This is a genomic window from Metasolibacillus meyeri, assembly GCF_003049505.1.
Lineage (GTDB): Bacteria > Bacillota > Bacilli > Bacillales_A > Planococcaceae > Metasolibacillus > Metasolibacillus meyeri.
In genome coordinates this window covers 16,550-37,450 of the sequence record NZ_PYWN01000024.1, presented here as the reverse complement: position 1 = coordinate 37,450, position 20,901 = coordinate 16,550, and the positions used below count along the sequence as shown (strand labels likewise).

Annotated in this window: 22 protein-coding genes and 1 riboswitch; of the genes, 20 read left to right on the top strand and 2 right to left on the bottom strand. The window is 37.1% G+C overall.

The features are described from left to right. The first annotated feature begins 4 nt into the window (after positions 1-4). The 8 genes from C9J34_RS03700 to C9J34_RS03665 all read left to right on the top strand — a co-directional run bounded on the left by C9J34_RS03700 (position 5) and on the right by C9J34_RS03665 (position 8,024). Positions 5-1,039, top strand: coding sequence for an NAD(P)/FAD-dependent oxidoreductase (locus C9J34_RS03700; RefSeq protein WP_193768878.1), 1,035 nt, complete (start codon positions 5-7; stop codon positions 1,037-1,039). Between the two features lie 198 nt (positions 1,040-1,237). After that, positions 1,238-1,341, top strand: a riboswitch (SAM riboswitch). 78 nt (positions 1,342-1,419) lie between these two features. Then, positions 1,420-2,157: a cyclase family protein gene (locus C9J34_RS03695; RefSeq protein ID WP_107838510.1), complete on the top strand. Its 738-nt coding sequence runs from the start codon at positions 1,420-1,422 to the stop codon at positions 2,155-2,157. A gap of 201 nt (positions 2,158-2,358) precedes the next feature. After that, a complete protein-coding gene (locus C9J34_RS03690; RefSeq protein ID WP_107838509.1) occupies positions 2,359-3,156 on the top strand; it encodes an AraC family transcriptional regulator in 798 nt (265 codons plus the stop codon). Between the two features lie 124 nt (positions 3,157-3,280). Beyond that, positions 3,281-4,288: an ABC transporter substrate-binding protein gene (locus C9J34_RS03685; RefSeq protein ID WP_238600556.1), complete on the top strand. Its 1,008-nt coding sequence runs from the start codon at positions 3,281-3,283 to the stop codon at positions 4,286-4,288. Between the two features lie 125 nt (positions 4,289-4,413). After that, positions 4,414-5,418 carry a FecCD family ABC transporter permease gene (locus C9J34_RS03680; RefSeq protein WP_107838520.1) on the top strand — a complete coding sequence of 335 codons (1,005 nt, stop codon included), beginning with the start codon at positions 4,414-4,416 and terminating at the stop codon, positions 5,416-5,418. Continuing rightward, a complete protein-coding gene (locus C9J34_RS03675; protein WP_107838508.1) occupies positions 5,408-6,436 on the top strand; it encodes a FecCD family ABC transporter permease in 1,029 nt (342 codons plus the stop codon). The genes C9J34_RS03680 and C9J34_RS03675 overlap by 11 nt, the downstream gene beginning before the upstream one ends. A 6-nt stretch (positions 6,437-6,442) precedes the next feature. Beyond that, entirely contained in the window at positions 6,443-7,267 is an 825-nt protein-coding gene (locus tag C9J34_RS03670) for an ABC transporter ATP-binding protein (protein WP_107838507.1), read from the top strand. Positions 7,268-7,295: 28 nt separating this feature from the next. Then, complete coding sequence (locus tag C9J34_RS03665; RefSeq protein WP_107838506.1) at positions 7,296-8,024, top strand: alpha/beta hydrolase; 729 nt, start codon at positions 7,296-7,298, stop codon at positions 8,022-8,024. A gap of 356 nt (positions 8,025-8,380) precedes the next feature. Here the strand turns inward: C9J34_RS03665 and C9J34_RS03660 are convergent, their stop codons facing one another. Continuing rightward, a complete protein-coding gene (locus C9J34_RS03660; RefSeq protein WP_107838505.1) occupies positions 8,381-8,701 on the bottom strand; it encodes a winged helix-turn-helix transcriptional regulator in 321 nt (106 codons plus the stop codon). A gap of 142 nt (positions 8,702-8,843) precedes the next feature. Here C9J34_RS03660 and C9J34_RS03655 point away from each other — a divergent pair, with 142 nt between their 5' ends. From C9J34_RS03655 to C9J34_RS03620, 8 genes are all read left to right on the top strand, one after another. Beyond that, a complete protein-coding gene (locus tag C9J34_RS03655; RefSeq protein ID WP_107838504.1) occupies positions 8,844-9,242 on the top strand; it encodes a DoxX family protein in 399 nt (132 codons plus the stop codon). A 10-nt stretch (positions 9,243-9,252) separates the two neighbouring features. After that, the gene (locus C9J34_RS03650) at positions 9,253-10,101 is read left to right on the top strand and encodes a VOC family protein (protein ID WP_107838503.1); all 849 of its coding nucleotides are present in this window, start codon (positions 9,253-9,255) and stop codon (positions 10,099-10,101) included. Positions 10,102-10,337: 236 nt separating this feature from the next. Further along, positions 10,338-10,976, top strand: coding sequence for an NAD(P)-dependent oxidoreductase (locus C9J34_RS03645; RefSeq protein ID WP_107838502.1), 639 nt, complete (start codon positions 10,338-10,340; stop codon positions 10,974-10,976). A gap of 346 nt (positions 10,977-11,322) precedes the next feature. After that, complete coding sequence (locus tag C9J34_RS03640) at positions 11,323-12,075, top strand: class I SAM-dependent methyltransferase (protein WP_193768877.1); 753 nt, start codon at positions 11,323-11,325, stop codon at positions 12,073-12,075. A 15-nt stretch (positions 12,076-12,090) separates the two neighbouring features. Further along, a complete protein-coding gene (locus C9J34_RS03635) occupies positions 12,091-13,242 on the top strand; it encodes an ABC transporter substrate-binding protein (protein WP_107838500.1) in 1,152 nt (383 codons plus the stop codon). Between the two features lie 15 nt (positions 13,243-13,257). Beyond that, on the top strand, positions 13,258-14,259 hold the full coding sequence (locus tag C9J34_RS03630) for a FecCD family ABC transporter permease (RefSeq protein WP_107838499.1): 1,002 nt from the start codon (positions 13,258-13,260) through the stop codon (positions 14,257-14,259). Then, positions 14,256-15,077: an ABC transporter ATP-binding protein gene (locus C9J34_RS03625; RefSeq protein ID WP_107838498.1), complete on the top strand. Its 822-nt coding sequence runs from the start codon at positions 14,256-14,258 to the stop codon at positions 15,075-15,077. The genes C9J34_RS03630 and C9J34_RS03625 overlap by 4 nt, the downstream gene beginning before the upstream one ends. A gap of 21 nt (positions 15,078-15,098) precedes the next feature. Continuing rightward, the gene (locus C9J34_RS03620; RefSeq protein WP_107838497.1) at positions 15,099-15,392 is read left to right on the top strand and encodes a cupin domain-containing protein; all 294 of its coding nucleotides are present in this window, start codon (positions 15,099-15,101) and stop codon (positions 15,390-15,392) included. A gap of 103 nt (positions 15,393-15,495) precedes the next feature. On the opposite strand, the gene C9J34_RS03615 is transcribed toward C9J34_RS03620, so the two are convergent. Further along, positions 15,496-16,275 carry a class I SAM-dependent methyltransferase gene (locus C9J34_RS03615; protein WP_107838496.1) on the bottom strand — a complete coding sequence of 260 codons (780 nt, stop codon included), beginning with the start codon at positions 16,273-16,275 and terminating at the stop codon, positions 15,496-15,498. A 113-nt stretch (positions 16,276-16,388) separates the two neighbouring features. Here C9J34_RS03615 and C9J34_RS03610 point away from each other — a divergent pair, with 113 nt between their 5' ends. The 4 genes from C9J34_RS03610 to C9J34_RS03595 all read left to right on the top strand — a co-directional run bounded on the left by C9J34_RS03610 (position 16,389) and on the right by C9J34_RS03595 (position 20,848). Next, positions 16,389-17,072 carry a Crp/Fnr family transcriptional regulator gene (locus tag C9J34_RS03610; protein WP_107838495.1) on the top strand — a complete coding sequence of 228 codons (684 nt, stop codon included), beginning with the start codon at positions 16,389-16,391 and terminating at the stop codon, positions 17,070-17,072. 278 nt (positions 17,073-17,350) lie between these two features. Further along, complete coding sequence (locus tag C9J34_RS03605) at positions 17,351-19,063, top strand: methyl-accepting chemotaxis protein (protein WP_107838494.1); 1,713 nt, start codon at positions 17,351-17,353, stop codon at positions 19,061-19,063. Positions 19,064-19,078: 15 nt separating this feature from the next. Continuing rightward, a complete protein-coding gene (locus C9J34_RS03600; RefSeq protein WP_107838493.1) occupies positions 19,079-19,291 on the top strand; it encodes a YdbC family protein in 213 nt (70 codons plus the stop codon). A 240-nt stretch (positions 19,292-19,531) separates the two neighbouring features. Further along, positions 19,532-20,848, top strand: a complete 1,317-nt coding sequence (locus tag C9J34_RS03595) for a transglutaminase domain-containing protein (RefSeq protein WP_107838492.1) — start codon at positions 19,532-19,534, stop codon at positions 20,846-20,848. Positions 20,849-20,901: the final 53 nt, after the last annotated feature.

Below are 20,901 nucleotides of genomic sequence, written 5' to 3'. Positions count from 1 at the left end.
CTTGATGGAATTATATGATGTAACGATTATAGGTGGCGGTGCTTCAGGATTATATAGTGCATTTTATAGTGGGTTGCGTGATCTGAAAACAAAGGTAATAGAATATCATCCATATTTAGGTGGAAAGCTAAACGTTTTTTTAGAAAAAATACTTTGGGATGTTGGAGCACAAACACCAATCATGGCAGAACAGCTGTTAAAAAATCTTGTGACACAGGCAATGACATTTTCTCCAACAATTTGTTTGAATACTAAAGTTAATTTTATTGATAAAATAGATGAATATTTTGTGATTTCAACTGAAGCTGGGGAGCATTATTCTAAAACGGTTATTATCGCAATCGGTGGGGGCATTGTTCAACCGATAAAACTTGAAATTGATGGCGCTGAAAAGTTTGAAATGACCAATTTACATTATACGATTAAGCATATCGAGCGCTTTAAAGATAAAGAAGTTATCGTCTCTGGTGGAGGGAATGCCGCAATTGATTGGGCAGTAGAATTATTACCTGTCACCAAAAAAATTACAGTTGTTTATCGAGGTGATGAACTAAAAGCGCATGAAGCATTCGTAAATAAATTGAAGGCAAATCATATTGAGATATTAGTAAATGCTACGATAAAATCATTGAAATCTAATCATGAACGAACTTTGGTAGAAAAAGTCATCATTGATCAAAATGGTGTTGAACTAGAACGCGATGTCGATGATATAATAATTTGTCATGGCTACAATCGTGACATTTCTCTTGATTTTGCGGAATCGATTAGCCCAGAACGTAAATCGGAAACATTATTCCAAAGCATCGGTCAATGTCAAACAACTATTCCAGGAATATTTGCTGTAGGTGATATTGTTGCTTATGAGGATAAAGTAAATTTACTTGTAGGAACATTTCAGGACGCTGTATTAGCAGTAAATGGCGCAAAAAAATATCTTCAGCCTGATGCCAACCCATATGCGATGGTATCTTCTCATAATGAAAAGTTTATTGAACGGAATCAAAAGGTTTTTAATGGGAATTTAGTGAAAAAATGATGCGATAGCTAGTGGCACTGTTTATAAAGTATATAGAACAATCATCTAGCGTTTTTGAAAAGATACGTGGTGATATAGCTAGATAGGCATCATTCATTTATGCAATCGTTTTTGGGATGACGGATAGAAAAAATAAAATCTAATTCATATAAAACTTGTAGGATAAGAAGGGTTATGCTACAATCAAAATAATTTCATAGCTTATCAAGAGAGATTGAGGGATTTGGCCCAATGACGTCTCAGCAACCAGCTGCATACAGTATGGTGCTAAATCCAATAGGCGATTGCCTTAAAGATGAGTGGAACACGATGAAACTGCAATCGAGGCTCTCTTTATAAAAGAGGGCTTTTTTACATTTTACAGAAAGTAGGGATGCATAATGACAAATGATTTATTACAGGCGGTTGAATTATTAAAGGAGAAGAAATGGGTAGATTTAACGCATACATTTGGGCCAAATTCTCCACATTTTTTCATGTTTGAGGATGCCAAATTTGAAACGCTATTTTCACATGATGATGGATTTTTTGCACAGCAATTTTCATTTCCTGGTCAATATGGTACACATATTGATCCACCGATTCACTTTGTGCGTGACACACGCTATTTAGATGAATTAGATTTAAAGGAACTTGTGTTGCCGCTTGTTGTCATTGATAAATCAAAAGAGGCGGAGACAGATAATGATTTTACTTTGAGTATACAGGATATTTTGGCATTTGAGGCTGAGTATAGTGAAATTGAAGCAGGCACATTTGTTGCGCTACGTACAGATTGGAGTAAGCGCTGGCCTGATAAAGAAGCGTTTAGTAATAAGGATGAGGAAGGCAACAATCATATTCCTGGCTGGGGCTTAGAGGCATTACAGTTTTTGTTTAAAGAGCGTAAAGTTAGCGCGGTTGGGCATGAAACCTTCGATACGGACTCTGCTGCCGATTTCCGTAAAAATGGCAAGCTGGAGGGTGAATATTTTGTGCTTGAACAGGATACGTATCAAATCGAGCTGTTAACAAATTTAGACCAGCTTCCAGCAAAGGGCGCAGTGATTTTTAATATCGTGCCAAAGCCTGAAAAAGCATCTGGCTTCCCAGTTCGCTCATTTGCGATTTTGCCATAGTTAAGTGAGCTATATTGACAAAATAAAGTAACCATCTAATGCGTGAGGATTTTCGCATTAAATGGTTTTTTTTGATATGAAGATAACCGCTATTGAATATTGCTGGATGAATAGAGATGTCATCAGATAATACGCAAATAAAATTTTTGCGCATTTTTTTCATTTCCTATACAATCATCAATTATTGGGAGGTTATTTATAATGAATATTTCGTTAAATGAAACGATTAAATACTTTGCTCGGTCAACCATTCAGTATTCAGATTTATTTGTTAGGGCGCTTGCTTCAGGAATGGTTGATAGGAACCGTTATACTGCACCAAAGGTTAGTGGTTTAGTCATTACATTATCAGGTTCAGCTACGTTTTCATTGAATGGCGTAAAGTACGTATTAAATAAAGAACGCATATTACATGCGGGACCAAACATGCTCATTGAAATTACTACAAATGATACTGTAGCGTGGGAATATGTTGTAATTCATTACAATATGTATGTTGGTAAGCTTGGCTATGAAAATAAACATTTTATGATTGAAACGGGAGAACATAATAAAATTGAATATTTCGTTCAACAGCTTATTCAACAAGATCAACAACCTGGTGATATTGCTAATTTAAAATGTCAATTATTATTTTATCAGCTTATTGAAACGATGTTAGTTTGTGCAAAAATGCAAATTTCTAATAATTTTGTAGACTATGCATTAATATTGCTTGCTGAAAATTATGCACAGCCTATTTCGATTGCAGATATTGCGGAGCAGATTGGCTGTGAAAGACGACGCTTTGCTTATTTATTTAATAAACAAGTAGGCATGACACCTATTCAATATTTAACAGAGATACGCTTAAAACAAGCCAAAAAATTACTACGTACAACGAAAATACCAATTAATGAAATTGCAGAGCTTGTTGGTTATGCAGATTCCTTTTATTTTTGCCGCGTCTTTAAAAAGCAGTATCATATGACCCCTACGCAATTTCGCAACGAAATATAACCTGTTTGCGCAAAAGTCCATATGGATTGAAAAAAACTCTATTTACTTTAAATCCGGCTATTGTTATCATTTTGTATGTGATAATGATAATCGTTATCAATTGAAAGCTAGGAGGATTTTAAAAGTGAATAAACTTAATGCATTATTTAGTGTATCAGCATTAGCTTTAATGTTAGCTGCATGTGGAGCAGAGGGAGCTAGCGAAGAAAAAACATCTGCTGTTGCGCAAACGTCAGAGGCTGCTACAAAAGAAAATAAAGAGGAAGCTTCAACACAAGCTGATGACAAGGCAACTCAAACGATTACATATTTAGGTACATCATATGAAGTACCTGCTCAAGTAGATACAATCATCGCAGCAAGCCTTGAGGCAATGGAAGACGCTGCAGTGTTAGGGATAAAGCCAGCTGGTGTTATTTCAAATGATGGGCAAACAATACCAGAGTACTTGGCAAAGGAATTAGAAGGTGCAACAGTTGTTGGGACAAAAAGGGAGCCTAGCACAGAAGCGATGTTAACTTTACAGCCAGATGTAATTTTAGGAACGAGTAAATGGGATGAAGCGCAAATGGTTAATTATAATAAAGTAGCTACAACATTCCCATACTCTCATATTTCAGAAAACTGGAAAGAAAATTTATTATTATTCGGTCAACTAGCTGGGAAAGAGGCACAAGCTCAAAAAGCACTGGATGATTATGTTGCAAAATTAGTAGATGCGAAAGAGAAAATTCAAAACAGTGACTTAAAGGATAAGGAGGTTGTCATGATCCGTGTTCGTGGCGGTCTAGCTGTTTATCCAGAAGGAGTATATTTAAATCCCTCATTATATGAAGATTTAGGTTTACAAGTACCTGCTAACTTAGCATCAGTGGAAGCGCAAACTGAAATTTCATATGAGGCATTAGCTGAATGGAATCCCGATGTGATTTTATTACAGTTTGCAACTGATGAAAATACGGATAATCCTAAGTTACTAGATGAAATTTTAAATAACAAGATTTTCAAAGGTACGACAGCAGCTCAAAATGACCAAGTATTTGTCAACATTGTTGATCCACTAGCGCAAGGTGGTACAGCTTGGTCAAAAATTAACTTCTTAGATGCTTTTGTTGAAAATGTACTAAAGTAATAGTGAAGAAAGATGCTGTTTGACAGAAACAGCTCGAAAAACTGAGGTGAGCTGGTGAGAGCGTTCTTGCCAGCTTACTGTCGTTTGCTACTAGCAATCACAAATTAGAAGGTGAAAAAGAAATGATGGCATCTAAGAAAATATATTGGTTTACATTCGTTATGCCAATTTTAATTGTTATGGCTGCTCTAATTTCAATTATGTTTGGCACAAAGGACATACCGCTTTCAGACATATGGCAGGCTATTGTAAATTTTGATGAGAGTAATTTGAATCATCAAATCATTTGGTCAGGCCGTGTTCCGCGGGTATTAGCAGTATTATTTGTTGGGGCATTTCTTGCAGTTGCTGGAGCAGTTATGCAAGGTGTCACACGCAACTTTTTAGCATCTCCTTCCATTTTAGGTGTTGCAGATGGTTCAGCATTTGTTGTTACGATGGCCATTGTTTTTTTACCAAGTATTACGAATTTCCAACTTGTTTTGCTGTCAATGCTTGGCTCATTATTTGGTGGAATGCTTGTATTTGGCTTTGCATCAATGATTAAAAACGGCTTATCTCCTGTTCGTTTAGCGATTATCGGAACAGTGATTGGTACGTTTTTAAGCAGTATTGGCACAGCGATTGCTATGTATCATCAAGTATCACAAACAATTACAATGTGGTACAACTCTAAGCTACATACAGTTCAAATGGATATGGTGCTATTATGTGTGCCGATTGGTTTGTTAGGACTCATACTTGCACTTAGCTTGTCTAACTCTGTCACGGTTATGTCGCTTGGTGAAGATACAGCAGTCAGCTTAGGACAACGTACACGAATCGTCAAAGTGTTAAGTATGTTATCCGTTGCTATTTTAACTGGAACTGCGGTAGCACTTGTTGGAAAAATTGCTTTTGTGGGACTTGTTGTGCCACATTTAGTACGAATGCTTGTAAGTGTTGACTATCGTTATATTATTCCATGCTCAGCAGTAATGGGGGCATTTTTCTTAACTGCATGCGATGTAATTAGTCGTTATATTAATTTCCCATTCGAAACGCCAATAGGTGTCGTAACAGCGTTAATTGGTGTACCGTACTTCTTATACTTAATTCGTAAAAAGGGCGGTGAAAAATATGCCGCATAATATAAAGCGCTATCGCTTCATTCTTTTTACAATGTTTGTGGCGTTGCTGCTAGCTATTTACTTACATTTAACGAGTGGTGCATTTACGATGACGACGTTGGAAGTATTTAAAACATTGCTTCGTATTGATAGCACAGATAATTTCGATTTAGTGATTTTTGATTTCCGTCTGCCACGAATCGTTACAGCAGTGATCGTTGGCATGGGACTAGCACTAGCTGGTGTTGTTTTGCAGGGCATTACAAAAAATGGGCTTGCCGACCCGGGGATATTAGGCATTAATGCAGGTGCTAGCTGTACAGTAGTGATTTTTATGTATTTCTTTCAAATCCAATTAGTCAATGTAGAAATACATAGCATTTTTAAAATTATTGTTATCCCGATTTTTGGTTTTGTTGGTGGTGTCGTTGCAGCCGCTATTATTTTAGCTTTTTCCTATAAAAATAGTCGTATGGATATGCAAAAGCTTATTTTAACTGGGATAGCTATTAATACAGGTTTCGGTGCATTGACATTATTTTGGTCATTAAAAATGAATGCGGATGATTACCAAGCAGCCGCTATTTGGATGAATGGTACAATTTATAATTCAAATTGGTATTTCGTAGTCGCAATGCTACCATGGGTTGTGCTACTTAGCATATTTGTCTATCGCAAATGTCATTTACTCGATTATTTTCAATTAGAAGAGGATAGCATTATTAGCTTAGGAATTGCGCTTGAAAAGGAAAAGATTTTCCTGCTGCTAGCAAGCGTAGGTCTAGTAAGTGCCTGTGTTTCGGTATCAGGCAGTATAGGCTTTATTGGTTTAATGGCACCACATATTGCAAGGCAGCTTGTCGGTATTTCACATCGTGCTGTCATGCCTGTAAGTATGCTTATCGGTGCGATTTTACTCGTCTTTGCTGATTATATTGCCAAAAATGTCTTTGCTCCTGCTGAATTATCAGTTGGTATTGTTGTATCCATTATTGGGATTCCTTATTTCTTATATTTACTTGTAAAAGCGAAAGGATAAGTGCATATGACAGAAGTTTTTCAAGTTAACCAGCTTGTTGCTGGCTACAGCCAAGTGCGTATTTTAAATGAGCTTACAGTGTCAATTCCAGCAGGGAAAGTCACGACGATTATAGGTCCAAATGGCTGTGGGAAATCGACATTATTAAAAACACTTGGGCGCATTTTAAAAAAGGACAGCGGAGATATTTTTTTACAGCAGCAAAATATGAATACAATGTCTACAAGAGAAATTGCTCAAAAGCTAGCAATTTTATCCCAGTCTCCTTCTGGGCCAGGACAATTAAAAGTATTTGAGCTGATTGCTTATGGACGTTATCCACATCGTAAAAATCTGGGAAAGCTTACTGAACAAGATAAAGAAAAAATTGCTTGGGCAATGGACATAACGAACACGTCAGCCTTTGCAGAGCGTGAAATTTCAGCACTGTCTGGTGGGCAACGTCAGCGTGTGTGGTTAGCAATGGCACTCGCACAAGAAACCGATATTTTACTGTTAGATGAGCCGACAACCTATTTAGATATGGCACACCAGTTAGAGGTGCTTGAAATCGTTGAGGAATTAAATAAAAATCTAGGCTGTACCATTGTCATGGTATTACATGACTTAAATCATGCTGCACGTTATTCGCATGAATTAATTGCAATGAAGGACGGGCAAATTCAATGCTGTGGTGCCCCAAACGATATTATGACAAATGACATGTTAAAAAAGGTATTCAATATTGACGCACAAATTTTATATGATGAGCACAATATTCCTGTTTGTTTTTCCTACAAGCTTATCAAAGAAAAGGCTGAGAGAATAGAAAGAGAAAAAGTGCTCGTATAATTTTAGTTATTCAAATGGAGGTACATGGATGTATTCAACTTATTGTCAATACGATTATCCGATTGAAGTATTTATTCCAGAAATGCCTGTGCCAAAAGATGGTTTTCCAGTTATTTTTGTATTAGATGGACACCGCTATGCACAGATGATGTTTATTGCTATGAAAAATCAAATGCTTGTAAGCGAAAAAACAAAAGTTCATCCAAGCATTATTGTGAGCGTTGGGCATAATCAAGACGAAGCAAGCAATCGTCGTTTTTACGATTTCACTGCACCAGCTGAACAATATCATTTCCCGATACGTAGAGGGAAAGCGATGGAGCCAGTTCCTGTAGGGGGAGCAGCAGATTTTCAGCAATTTTTCATTCATGAATTAATACCGTATATTTGTGATAAATATGATGTTAATCGCGCGCGTTTTTCTCTATATGGTCATTCATTAGGCGGTTTATTTTCACTATGGTGCTATTTAACAGAGCCAAATTTATTTGAAAAATATGTAGCAATAAGTCCATCTGTTTGGTGGAATAACCATGATTTACTGCGCATTTTGCATGAAAATAAGGAAAAAAGCGTAACACCTGTTGCAATTTTTGTTGGTGGTGATGAAGGGGATATGGTAGATGATGCGATGACTTTTTATAATCATCGTCTTGCAGCTAATTTACCTGTACAGTTTTATGTGGCACTGGAAGAAAATCACGCTTCAGTAATTCCAGCAACATTGAGTAGGGCGCTGCGTTTTATTAGTAGCTAATCTTTAAAATGAAAACCTATAAAAGCTTGCTTTGTTTATTAAATAAATAGTTCAAAAGTTACAATTCGCCCAGCGGATAAAGGAAATCGCCCAACCAACCACTAAATTCGCCCAACCAATCCTTATTTTCGCCCGTTAAACAGTGAAATTTGCTCAAAAATAGGGGCGTGGCTGAAAAGATCATACCTTTTCAGCCACGCCCCGTCCCCCATTAGAGAATATTATTTCTTATATAGAGCTTAAAATAGTTAATCCCCTAGTTCTCCAAGATTTAGCTTCAATTAATTTTTCCAACCGTGCTTTTGGAGAAGGCCTCGAAATAAAGCCAATGAACATACATTTCAGCCCTGTAACGATTATTCAGATTCAAGTTTAACCCACTGTTGAGACCAGTTTTCGATTGTTCGTAAAATAGGTTCCATGGATTTTCCCTTTTCTGTTAACGAATATTCAATGACTACTGGAGTTTCTGGTATAACCTCACGCTTAACGACCTCTTGTTGTTCTAATTCCTTTAAACGCTCAGATAATACTTTGCCGCTAATTCCGATTGCAGATTGAATTTCGCTGAATCGTTGTGAGCCTGATAATAGTTGATAAATAACGAGTGCAGTCCATCTTTGGCTTAATAATGAGATAGCTTTTTCGAATTTTGGGCAAATCGCTGGTTGCTTCATACTTTTTTCACACCTCACTTAGTTAAAGTATACCACAAACTAAAAAATAAATTACAAAAAGAAAATTAGTTACTTGACAAAAATAAATTACTAAAATAAACTAAGTTACATAAAGTAAGTTATAGAAAAGGAGAAAGTGATAATGAATAAAAACGAAATTGGGAAAGTTATTTTAAGAGCTGTGTTAGGTCTTACATTCTTTATTCATGGATTATCAAAATTTCAAGGAGGAATTGCTAATACGGCTGGTTTCTTTGATAGCATAGGTATTCCTGGATTTATGGCGTATATTGTTGCCAGCATTGAATTGCTAGGTGGTATTGTTGTGATTTTCGGTTTAGGAACGCGAATTGTTTCAACATTACTAGCACTCATTATGGTAGGCGCTATTTTTACAGTAAAGCTTCCAGCAGGCTTTCTTGGCGATGGGCAAATGGCAGGGTATGAGCTGGAATTATTATTACTAGCAATGTCCATTTATTTCATTTTTGCAAGTAAGTCAAAATTTTCGTTAGATCAAAAATTTTCAGCTGACAATTAGGAGGGAGACAATGGGATTTCATACTAAGCCAACTACATTTGTAGGGCATGTCAAAATTAAAGTAACGAATTTACAGCAAGCTATAAAATTTTATCGAGATATTCTTGGCTTTGGAATTTTAGAACAAACTACGTCGACAGTAGAGCTGACGACAGATGGGAAAACAAGTATTTTATCACTTGAACAACCACAAGATGTTATTGCGAAAGAAGGAAGAACAACGGGATTATATCATTTTGCGCTCCTTTTACCAAAAAAATCAGATTTGGCAAATATTGTAGTGCATTTAATGGAACATCATATTCGCTTTGGCTCTTCTGACCACCTTGTCAGTGAAGCATTATATTTACATGACCCTGATGGAAATCAAATTGAAATTTATAGAGATAGAGCATCTTCCGAATGGACTTGGCAAAAGGAAGAAGTAGCGATGGCAGTTGATCCGCTAAATTTCGAAAATTTATTAAAGCATGTAACCACAAGTAAATGGAACGGTATGCCAGAACAAACAGTAATGGGTCATATTCATTTACATGTTGCGGAATTAAAAGAGGTAGAAGAATTTTATGTAAAGGGTCTAGGGTTAGAGGTTGTCAATCGATATGGTGGGCAGGCGCTATTCCTTTCGGATGGTAAGTACCATCATCATGTTGCTGTTAATGTATGGAATGGTATAGGAGCACCAAAGCCAGCTAAAAATAGCGTAGGTCTTGAATTCTTTACACTTGTCTATTCAAATGAAGAAGCGCGTAAAGAGGTTATTAGTAATTTGCAGAAAATCGGCAGTGTAGTTGTTGAAGAAAATAATCGTATCATGACACAAGACCCTTCAGGAAATTCGATTGTGTTAGCTGTTTAAGCTTGGAGGAAACTATGAGCCAAGAAAATAATAGCAGCTTTGAAATCGGCATTTGCGGATAAAGGTTGTATAGCTCCCTGATGAAGTGAGGGAACGACATCGCTGATTCGTTCCTAGAAGTACAATTGATAGACGTTGCAAATGAAGCAGACGAGTAGGACAAAAGAGAAGGATACGGGCTATGAAAATACTGTGCGTATCAGTATATAGAAATGAAAAAAATGGAGGAAACAAAGATGAAAATTGCAATAATCGGAGCAAGTGGAAAAGCAGGAAATCATATTTTAAAAGAGGCTGTTAGCCGTGGGCATGAAGTGACAGCTATCGTGCGAGAGGCAGCGAAATTACAAGATAAAAATGTAACAGTTATTGAAAAAGATATTTTTAAGCTGACAGCAGCAGATTTAAATCAATTTGAGGTTGTTGTGAATGCTTTTGGTGCGCCACTTGGTGAGGAGCAAGCGCATGTGGATGCGGGTCATGTGCTAATAGAGGCACTAAAAGGAACAGAAACAAGAATCATTGTTGTAGGTGGTGCTGGTAGTCTGTATGTTGATGAAAATAAAACTGTGCAGTTAGTTGATACAGCTGAATTTCCAGAGATTGTGAAGCCAACAGCAAAAGGTCAGGGACGCAACTTAGAAAAATTACGTCAAACAACGGATTTAACATGGACATTTATTAGCCCCTCTGCTTTCTTTGATGCAGAAGGCAAAAGAACAGGGACATATCAATTAGGTAAAGACCATCTTCTTGTCAATTCAAAAGGTGAGAGCTACATCAGTTATGCAGACTACGCCATTGCGGTAGTGGATGAAATTGAGAATGCGCAACATGTAAAGCAAAGATTTACTGTCGTTGCTGAAGCGGAATAATTGCTATTTGAAAAGAGCATCCAAAAAGGTTAAGCTTATGCTAACACAATCAAAACTTGATTTTTCAAAGAAAAGCCTTTATAGCTATTAAAAAAGTATCTATTTTTCTAAAAGATGAATATTTCAAAAAATAATAAATATCCGCTATGTGTACCTGTCGCGTCGCAAATATTGCACACGTTTGTACAGAAGTACAGCTTGTTAATATGGAATAAACAAAATGGTCTCTGCCTGTCAAAGCAGAGATCATTTTTTTATTTTGCTGTTATGTGATGTGCGTCACAGAAAGTTTAATTGATAATGATTATCATTGTGAATGTACCCAATTACGGAAAGGAAGTATTTTATGACAGTAGAGCAGCAAGAGATGTTACCTCTTTTTTTAGCGCGTATGGGCAAGACAATTATTCGTCCAGGTGGGATGACAATGACAAACGAGCTACTTGAGCAATGTCACTTAAATGAGCAAACGACTATTTTAGAAGTGGCATGTAATATTGGAACGACAGCTATTCATTTAGCGAAAAAATATGGCAGTAAAGTAGTTGCTGTAGATTTAAACCCACAAATTGTTGCAATGGCACAGGACAATATAGGGAAGCATGGGGCATCAAATTTAGTCTCTGTTCAACAAGGAGATGCCTTAAGTTTACCGTTTGAAGATAGTCGCTTTGACGTGTTGATTAATGAGGCGATGTTAACTGCATTTGCACCAGAAATGCGTACACAAGCATTGGCTGAATTTTCACGTGTCTTAAAGCCAGGAGGCGTATTAGTCACACATGACTTGTTGCATATTGAGCCACAGTCAACGTTAACTGACAATGAAATTCCAGCAGAGCAGCTAGATGAAAAGAGATGGCGCTCTTATTATGAAGCATCGCCATTTGAAATTATGGAAATGAAAACAGGTGACTTACGGTTATTTTCATTTATTGGCATCTTACAGGATGAAGGCATAACAGGGTTAATTCGTATTTTGCAAAATATTGAGGACAATGAGGAAGATCAGCAGCGCTTTATTGACGTTGTGCAAAACTTTGATGACCGCCGCAAAATAGTTGGAAGTATTGCATTCATTAGTAAAAATCAAAAATAAAGGAGTTTATATAAGATGAAAAAGAAATTAGCAGCACTGTCGATTTTTTCAGCGCTTGTGTTAGCAGCTTGTACTGAAGAAGAGGGTAAAAGTGTGAAAGATATCGAGCAGGACAAGCAGCAGGTAGAACAAGCAGCTGAGAAAACAGAAAAGACAACAAGAGTAGCAATGGACCATTTAGATCGCGAAGTTGAAATTGAGGGTGAAATTGCAAGGGTCATCTCTGGAACGCTGACACCGTATTATTCACTTTGGTATGTAGCAACGGATTCAACAAAAGAATTAGTTGGAATGAATCCCACATCATATAGCACTGCTAAAAATTCAATTTTAGCAACAATGTCACCAGAGGTTTTGAATGCTTCTACAAGCTTTATCGAAAATGGCGAAGTCAATGTGGAAGAAGTATTAAAATTAAATCCAGATATTCAATTTGAACCATCTGGGTCACAGGACTTAATTAGCAAGCTAGAGAGCGTTGGCGTGACAGTAGCTGGATTAAATACGATTAATGCCAATTCTGCCGACCCATTATCCACTTATGATAGCTGGCTGACATTTACGAGCCAATTAACAAATACAACAGACAGAGCAGAGCATTTTTTAAAGGAAGCGCGCAGTGTACAGGATGACATTGCAGAATCATTAAAAGATGTAAAAGAAGAGCAGCAGCCACGTGTCATGTTTATATTCCAGCACGATGAAAATGCAATTACAATAACAGGAAACAATCATTTCGGACAGCAATGGTTAAATTCTACAGGCGGTATTAATGTTGCAAAAGAAGAAATTACTGGATCGAAGCAAGTGAATATGGAGCAAATTTTCGAATGGAATCCAGATATTATTTATATTACAAACTTCACAGAAACACAGCCAGTTGATTTATTTGAAAATAAATTTGCTGGTCAAGACTGGAGTCAAGTAAAAGCAGTGCAAGAGGGGAAAGTGTATAAAGTGCCTGTTGGCGTATTTCGCTGGTATCCACCAAGTGGTGATGCACCGTTAATGTTAAAGTGGATGGCACAAAAAAACCACCCAGAATTATTTAAGTATTCAATGGAAGAGGAAGTGAAGAAATATTATAAAGACTTTTATCATTTCGACTTAACAGATGAGCAAATTTGGGACATTTTAAATCCATCATCAAAAGTAACGAACGGATAATGTGGTGAATGGAAAATGAAACTTTGGAAAAATATTTTAATATGGTGTTTACCAGTTGTTCTAGCTGTTTTTTCATTAAGTATTGGACGTTTTGATGTTAGTTTCTTTACAGCGCTTGATATTGTTTTAGCACAAGTTTTTCCGATTGAGCCGTATTGGACACCAATGCAGGAAAGTGTCATTTTAAACTTAAGATTACCACGGATTTTATTAGCATTATTAATTGGGGCAGGGCTATCAATTGCAGGAGCATCATTTCAAGGGATGTTTGGCAACCCATTAGTAAGTGCTGATATTTTGGGAGTAGCAGCAGGTGCAGGGTTTGGTGCAGCGCTCGGGATATTATTATTTGGTCACAATTTTTTAGCAAATATTTTAGCGCTAATTTTCGGCTTAGTTGCTATTGGCTTTGCATATATGATTAGTGGCGCTGGAAAAAACCTGCCCATATTTATGCTTGTTTTAGGAGGAGTCATTACAAGCGCTTTATTCCAAGCACTTGTATCGCTTGTAAAATTTTTAGCCGACCCCGAGGAAAAGCTACCAGCGATTACATATTGGTTAATGGGAAGCTTAGGTACAGCTTCTTATCGCGATTTACTCGTTAGCGGTCCGTTAATTATTGTTGGGATGATTGTACTAATTAGTGTGCGTTGGCGTCTCAATTTATTAACATTGCCAGAAGATGAAGCAAAGTCACTGGGCATTTCAGTTGCTAAGCTACGTTGGACGATTATTTTAAGTGCAACATTAATTACAGCCGCTGCCGTATCCGCAGCGGGGATTGTTGGCTGGATAGGTCTTGTCATCCCGCATATTTGCCGAATGCTAGGAGGAAATAATAATCGCATTGTCCTTCCGCTTTGTGTAGCGATAGGCGGTAGTTACTTGCTGCTAATTGATAATTTAGCGCGGTCGTTAACAGCAGCAGAAATTCCACTTTCTATTTTGACAGCAATTATTGGTGCACCATTCTTTGCCTTTTTATTAAGAAGAACAGGAGGGAAATGGGCATGAAGATAGATGTAGTAAACGGCAATTTCTTTTATGCTTCCAAGAAAATAAAATCCACCGCTTTCCTCTATGAGCAAGATATTAATTTCACCTTAAATAGTGGTGAAATACTAGCAATTCTAGGCCCAAATGGAGCGGGTAAAACGACTTTACTGAAATGTATTACAGGGCTACACCCATGGAAAAAAGGGCAAACGCTGATTGATGATGTGGAGCTAACGACAATCCCATATCAAACTTTGTGGAAGCGGATTGGCTATGTGCCACAAGCTCATAAAATGGTGTTTGGTTTTTCGATTGAGGAATTAGTTGTTATGGGAAGAGCGCCATATATTAGCTCGATTTCGAAGCCGAAAGCGGAGGACTACAAGCTGGCGTATGAGGCGTTAGAGAAGGTCGGTATCGCTAATTTAGCGCAAAAATCTTGCAATGAGGTGAGCGGTGGTGAGCTGCAGCTCGCCCTCATTGCTCGCACACTTGTGTCAGATCCACAAATATTAATCTTAGATGAACCTGAATCGCATTTAGATATTCAAAAACAAGTAACGATTTTACAAGTTATTAAACGTTTAGCAAAGGAACATGGAATCAGCTGTATTATTAATACGCATTACCCGAATCATGCATTTTATTTAGCGGATCAAGTATTAATGATTGCTAAAAATCAAGCACCACTTTATGGGCCAGTGGATGACGTTATGACAGAGCAAAATATGCAGAAGTATTTCCAGTTGGAGCTTGAAAAAATTGCATATGAGTCAAAAAAACAGTTACTGTTCGAGACGCTGGTACCAACTGCATTTGCAACGTTAATAAAATAATCAATAAGGGAGCTATGGAAGATGCAAAAATTAGAAATTGCTAATGTTTTAGCAGAGCAAAGTAAGAAAATGGGCAAGGTATTTAGTCATGATAAGTTCGATGTATTAAATATTCAACTTAAGCAGGGTGAAGCAATTCCAGAACATAGTGCTAACAATGTTGCTGTTATTATCGTGCGACAAGGAACAGTTCATTTTGATGTAGAAGGGAAAGAGGTTATGTTAACTGACGAGGATGTACTAATTATGGAACCGCTAGAAATGCATAGTCTAAAAGCAATAACGGATGTAGACATTGTTGTACTGAAGTTGTAGTAAGAGGCTGTCCAAATACTTTTTGGACAGCCTCAGCTATTAAGTGAAGTTTTCGAATTAGCTCTATTTGTACTCTTGAGCTAGCTCTTTCTCCACGTATAGATTAATCTTCCTTTAGCGTTGCCACAATACAAATGCCTTGTAAGTATTTTTCATATTTCATGAATGTATGTCGCATTTTAAGGACACGTTTTCTTGCCGCAGGCTTTGTTAAGATGTTTTTGGCAATTTTCGCTACACCTAAAAGACCCTCGTCCTCAATTAAACGTTTTGGATGTAGCAGATGCATCGGTACTTTTTTCACGTAGTCAATCTCAAAGCCATGGCTTTTAAGTGCAGCCTTCCATTCCTCCTCAAGAAGTGGCGTTGCATTGACACGGATGGCCTCTACTAAATCTTTACGAATATTTTCTCGCATACCATCCATTTCAACAGCGGGTGTTAGGCTCATTTCATGAATCGCATATTTCCCACCTTTTTTCAGAATGCGTTTTGCTTCGGAAATGATTTGATCTTTTTGTTTTGCTGATTGCATTGTTAGCATAGCTTCACCATAAACGATAGTCGCACTGGCATCTGGCAACCCTGTTCGTTCAGCAGTACCAATTAAGCATTGTTGATTCGCTTTTTGTAAGTAGCTACGTACTTTACTTGCTGCTTGTTCATTTTGCTCGATTGCGATGTAATTTGGATTAGACTGTAATGTTAGCTTGGCTGTTACACCAAGTCCAGGGGCAAATTCGACAACATAATCCTCAGCTGTTATTTGTAAATGCTGGAGCATGGATTGTGTTAATTGTAAGCCACCAGGTCGCAGTACGGTTTTTCCTAAACTGGATAATAGCCAGTGGCCAGGCATTTTTTCATAATCAAATTTTGACATCTATTACACTCCTTATTGATAATGATTATCATTATTGATAATATTATACGAAATAGATGTTGTCTATGCTGTGATGCACATCACAAAAAATAGGATTTTAAGAGGTGTTTATAATGATTTGTCCGAGTACATATTGTTTTTCACATGTGCCAATATTTCAAAATTTAAAGCCAGAGGAATTCGAAAAAATTTCTAAAATGATTACACGACACGTGTTTAAAAGAGGAGAGCATATCCTATTAGCGGGAGATATTAAAAAGAGTTTATTTATTATTCGAAAGGGACAAGTGAAAATCGTCAAGCTTTTGCCAAATGGTCAGGAGCAAATTGTTCGTATTTCAGGAGCAGGTGATTTTTTTGGTGATACAACACTTTTTAATAATTTGCCACTGACGACAAATGTAGAGGCAATTGAAGAAACATATATTTGTATGATTAATGGAGATGAATTAAAACAATTACTTGCACAAAATCCCAATATTTTATTTAAAATTTTGCAGGAAATGTCTATGCGTATTGATGCAATTGAAGAAAATATAAGCGAAATTTGCCATTGTGACGTGGAAGCGAGAGTGGCTTCCTTTCTAGTGAGGCATCACGACGAAGCTGGCACACAGCCGATTACAATGAGTAAAAAGGACATTGCTTCTTATTTAGGTACAACCCGCGAGTCTATTAGTCGGAAGCTATCAGATTTTCAACGTGCAGGCTTTATAAAAATTGAGCGTAATAACATTTATATTGAAAACATTGAGGGGCTGAACGAACTCCATCAATCAAATCTTTTTAAAGTTTAAGCTTTCATTGCTTGCCACTAACTCTATCTAATGGTTCGCTCGGTGTTAGATTAATGGTTATTTAAATATTAATGTAACTTCGAAAATACGAAGAAAGGCGATACCAGCACGAAGTATTATAAAAAGATTGTGTGGGATGGAGCTTGTCTCATTTGAATTACAGTAAACTAAAAAATGGAATAAAATACCTTTTTCGAATGCCTTAAAAAAGATTCTTTTAAAATACATCTTTTTTATAGTATGATTGCTTCATACGGATAAAAAAGGAGAAAAATATTATGAATCTGCGAAAATCATTGACTTTCCAACTTGGAACGATTATTGCTAGTATTTTAGTCGTGATGTTAAGTATTAGCTCTTTTGCTACATATATCACAGCTTATAATAAAATATATGAGGCTGCAGGAATAGAAGCTTATGGCTGTGCGAATATTACGACAGGCCTAATTGCAGCAGCTGATGTAGAGCAAGCTTTAAATGGAAGTGATGCAAAGAAGCAGGAAATGAGCGATGCATTGAATTGGACGACAGCGCATAAAGATATTTTTCAAACGCAGTATATTTTAACGTTAGATGGAAAATTGCTAGCACTTGATCAGCATCTGGCACAGGATGGCTTTAAAATTGGCGATACATTTCAGGTGGATGAAAAAGCTGTAAGCGCTTTATTAGAGCATAGACATCCAACATATTCTGAAATTTACAATTTCGGTGGAATGGATCGTTTATCGGGCTATGCACCGATTTTCAAAGACCATGACGCAACGAAAGAGATTATTGCGATTAGCGTCATTGATTTTGATGCAAATATTGTAAAAGAGCGCACATGGGATGTAGTACGTAACGGCATTTTAATTAGTATTTTCCCTATGTTTTTAGCATCGGTTATTACAGGCTTTTTAATTCGCCGTAAAGTGAAGCCGATTAGTGATTTAATTCATCAGGCGAAGGAGATTGCTAACGGCAATTTAGCAGTTGAAAAAACATCGATTAAAAATCAAGATGAAGTGGGCGACTTAGCCTTAACTTTAAATCAAATGACAGATAATTTACAAGGTATGATTTTAACAATGCGTCAAACGGCACATACATTATCCAACAATGCAGAGAAATCGGCAAAAACATTAGGAAGTATGACGAACACAATGCAAGGTGTTGCAAGTCATATTAGTGAGGTGACAAGCTCGATTACTGGTGGTATGCATCATGCGGAAGAGGCGAGCGATGCCCTTGTGGATTTAGCGAAAGAATTGCAAATGATGAAGGTAAAGGCAGACCATACTGTAGAAAACTCGCAAACGACATTGCGAATTGCACGAGATGGTGAGCAGCGTGCATTAGATATTAACAATGATATTGCGTTGATTCAAAAAGGCTCTGACGAAGTAAGTCAAACCGTCGAGAATTTAGTAGCTTCTGCAACAAAAATCCAAGCGATTACAACAACGATTACAGAAATTGCTGCTCAAACAAATTTACTGGCACTTAATGCATCGATTGAATCGGCACGTGCAGGCGAGCATGGCAAAGGCTTTGCCGTCGTTGCAGAGGAAGTACGTAAGCTAGCAGAACAATCAAATCGTGAAGCATCGCAAGCTGAAAAGTTAGTCCAAGACATTATGGCAAATATCGAGCATGTCATTACATCATCGAAGGATAATACGAAATATATCGTACAGGGAACGGAAACTGTCAAGCTTACAACCGAGTCCTTACATGCTATTTCACAGGCTGTGACAGAGACGGTCGAGGAAATTATCCACATGACCTCAATGATGACAGCAGAGGCAGAAAAATCGCAGCATGTTGTACAAATGATTCAGCACTTAGCAGCTAATATAGCTGAAATTGAAATAACAATGAACAATCTAACAAATGCTTCTCAGCAAACGACGAACAGCATTGATGAAGTGGCACAAGGCTCAAATGAAACAAATGAAATGGCACAAACATTAACAGAGCATGTAAAAGCATTTACATTAAAATCGTAAACATTGGAGGCAACTATGGCAGAAATCAAATACGAAATTGTCGAGCATATTGGCGTACTTTCGGAATCAGCAAAAGGCTGGAAAAAGGAACTAAACCGCATTAGTTGGAATGGCAACACGCCCAAATATGATATTCGTGAATGGGCTCCAAACCATGAAAAAATGGGCAAAGGGGTTACTTTATCGGAGGATGAGGTAAGGGTTTTGAAGGAATTGTTGAATAAATAATACGATCAAGTCACCTCAGTTTTTAGGAGGTGACTTTTATTGTGATTCAGTAGATGTTTAAACAATTGCTGCATCACAATGAAGAAATTTGTAACTCCATTAAGTACTATAAAATCGAATAAATTCTAGGTGAATAAAATGTAAAAATAAAAAGTGTCCTCACTTTATTTTAACTAGCTTTGAGGGTTTCAATGCGCATTTTTTAGTCTATCCTTTATAATGATAGGAAGAGGTGATGATATGCTGAGTGAGCTAAGTAGTTTTATTATATTTACTGTGATTTTTTGTATAGTGGCTTTGCTATTTATTGCTTCATTAAAGTCCTTTTTTTCTCAACTGAATATACGACGTCGATTAAAGAAAGCGCTGCGCCAGAATCGTAAGGAGATTCGCCAAGCAAAAGGTAATAGAGCGCAGCAGTTCGAGATATATAAGCGTGTTTATAACAATGTAGTATATGGCAGGAGGCGTTTTAGACGGGCGCGGAAGCAGGAGAAGTATGAACAAAGGCTGAATGATGAGTTAAATTTAATGATTAAAAATCCGTTGACAGCGCTTTTTTCTTGGCTAAAGTCAGTTGTGTTCGGTGTTGCTACTGTATTATTCTTGCTTTGTAGCCTATTGTTTGGCTCCATTGCTGTGGATGAATTTAAGGCTTCCTCTTTAACCCTACCGACAGTTAATCCACAAATTGCATTGAAGTTAGACACCGATTTTAACTTTGATGTTGAGAGACAAATCAATCAGCTTTTGAATCTATTTACTGAGCAACCTAGCTTTAATATTGAGAAGGTTGCAACAACGAATATTACGCCTGTTTATAAGGAGAGCGATTACCCAACAGCTGTGACGAATGGGGAGCAGCTTGGACAGGCAATGGCTTATTATATGGGGCAGTTTGAAAGTGATTTTATGATTGAATATCACGGTGTAATGCCTGATTTGCAGCAAGTTGTAGATGAGGCAATGCGCTGGCTAGAGGACAATGAACTCTATTTATCTCGCTTACGCAGAGAGTTATCTTGGCAAGCAAAAGATTATCGCAATGGCTATGTGGAGTTTCAAATCAAAGCGACATATGATATGACAGCAGAGCAAAATGCACTCGTCAAAGGAATGGTTAAGCAAATCGTTAGTGCAATGCCAAACGACTTATCAGAAGTCGAGAAGGTGAAATATGTCAATGACTATATTGTAACGAATACAAAGTACAATTTGAATAGCAAGGAAAGTCCATACACACCGTATTCGATTTTAATGAATGGTGAAGGCGTATGTGAGGGCTATGCATTAACGGCTTTACTTTTATTAGAAGAGCTAAATATAGAATCAAAATATATTTCGGGTGAGGTTACTTCAGGTGAGTTACATGCTTGGAATTTAGTGAAGCTAGATGGCGAGTGGTACCATCTAGATGTTACATGGAATGACCCTGTTCCAGATCAAGGCAACAAAGTGTTTTATAATTATTTTTTAATTTCGGATAAGCAAATTTCAAAGGATCATTTTTGGGATAAATCGAAATACCCTGCTACTGCAAGTGAAGGATATATGTAAAAAGGAATGCCGAATGAAAAAGGCATTCTTTTTTGTGATATTTGAGATTATTA

What these genes read in the sequence shown, in the direction of transcription:
- C9J34_RS03635 (WP_107838500.1), top strand. Translation starts at nt 12,091, where the DNA reads ATGAAAAAGAAATTAGCAGCACTGTCGATTTTTTCAGCGCTTGTGTTA.
- C9J34_RS03620 (WP_107838497.1), top strand. Translation starts at nt 15,099, where the DNA reads ATGCAAAAATTAGAAATTGCTAATGTTTTAGCAGAGCAAAGTAAGAAA.
- C9J34_RS03675 (WP_107838508.1), top strand. Translation starts at nt 5,408, where the DNA reads ATGCCGCATAATATAAAGCGCTATCGCTTCATTCTTTTTACAATGTTT.
- C9J34_RS03615 (WP_107838496.1), bottom strand. Translation starts at nt 16,275, where the DNA reads ATGTCAAAATTTGATTATGAAAAAATGCCTGGCCACTGGCTATTATCC.
- C9J34_RS03655 (WP_107838504.1), top strand. Translation starts at nt 8,844, where the DNA reads ATGAATAAAAACGAAATTGGGAAAGTTATTTTAAGAGCTGTGTTAGGT.
- C9J34_RS03600 (WP_107838493.1), top strand. Translation starts at nt 19,079, where the DNA reads ATGGCAGAAATCAAATACGAAATTGTCGAGCATATTGGCGTACTTTCG.
- C9J34_RS03670 (WP_107838507.1), top strand. Translation starts at nt 6,443, where the DNA reads ATGACAGAAGTTTTTCAAGTTAACCAGCTTGTTGCTGGCTACAGCCAA.
- C9J34_RS03605 (WP_107838494.1), top strand. Translation starts at nt 17,351, where the DNA reads ATGAATCTGCGAAAATCATTGACTTTCCAACTTGGAACGATTATTGCT.
- C9J34_RS03700 (WP_193768878.1), top strand. Translation starts at nt 5, where the DNA reads ATGGAATTATATGATGTAACGATTATAGGTGGCGGTGCTTCAGGATTA.
- C9J34_RS03665 (WP_107838506.1), top strand. Translation starts at nt 7,296, where the DNA reads ATGTATTCAACTTATTGTCAATACGATTATCCGATTGAAGTATTTATT.
- C9J34_RS03610 (WP_107838495.1), top strand. Translation starts at nt 16,389, where the DNA reads ATGATTTGTCCGAGTACATATTGTTTTTCACATGTGCCAATATTTCAA.
- C9J34_RS03625 (WP_107838498.1), top strand. Translation starts at nt 14,256, where the DNA reads ATGAAGATAGATGTAGTAAACGGCAATTTCTTTTATGCTTCCAAGAAA.
- C9J34_RS03595 (WP_107838492.1), top strand. Translation starts at nt 19,532, where the DNA reads ATGCTGAGTGAGCTAAGTAGTTTTATTATATTTACTGTGATTTTTTGT.
- C9J34_RS03680 (WP_107838520.1), top strand. Translation starts at nt 4,414, where the DNA reads ATGGCATCTAAGAAAATATATTGGTTTACATTCGTTATGCCAATTTTA.
- C9J34_RS03630 (WP_107838499.1), top strand. Translation starts at nt 13,258, where the DNA reads ATGAAACTTTGGAAAAATATTTTAATATGGTGTTTACCAGTTGTTCTA.
- C9J34_RS03690 (WP_107838509.1), top strand. Translation starts at nt 2,359, where the DNA reads ATGAATATTTCGTTAAATGAAACGATTAAATACTTTGCTCGGTCAACC.
- C9J34_RS03695 (WP_107838510.1), top strand. Translation starts at nt 1,420, where the DNA reads ATGACAAATGATTTATTACAGGCGGTTGAATTATTAAAGGAGAAGAAA.
- C9J34_RS03640 (WP_193768877.1), top strand. Translation starts at nt 11,323, where the DNA reads ATGACAGTAGAGCAGCAAGAGATGTTACCTCTTTTTTTAGCGCGTATG.
- C9J34_RS03660 (WP_107838505.1), bottom strand. Translation starts at nt 8,701, where the DNA reads ATGAAGCAACCAGCGATTTGCCCAAAATTCGAAAAAGCTATCTCATTA.
- C9J34_RS03645 (WP_107838502.1), top strand. Translation starts at nt 10,338, where the DNA reads ATGAAAATTGCAATAATCGGAGCAAGTGGAAAAGCAGGAAATCATATT.
- C9J34_RS03650 (WP_107838503.1), top strand. Translation starts at nt 9,253, where the DNA reads ATGGGATTTCATACTAAGCCAACTACATTTGTAGGGCATGTCAAAATT.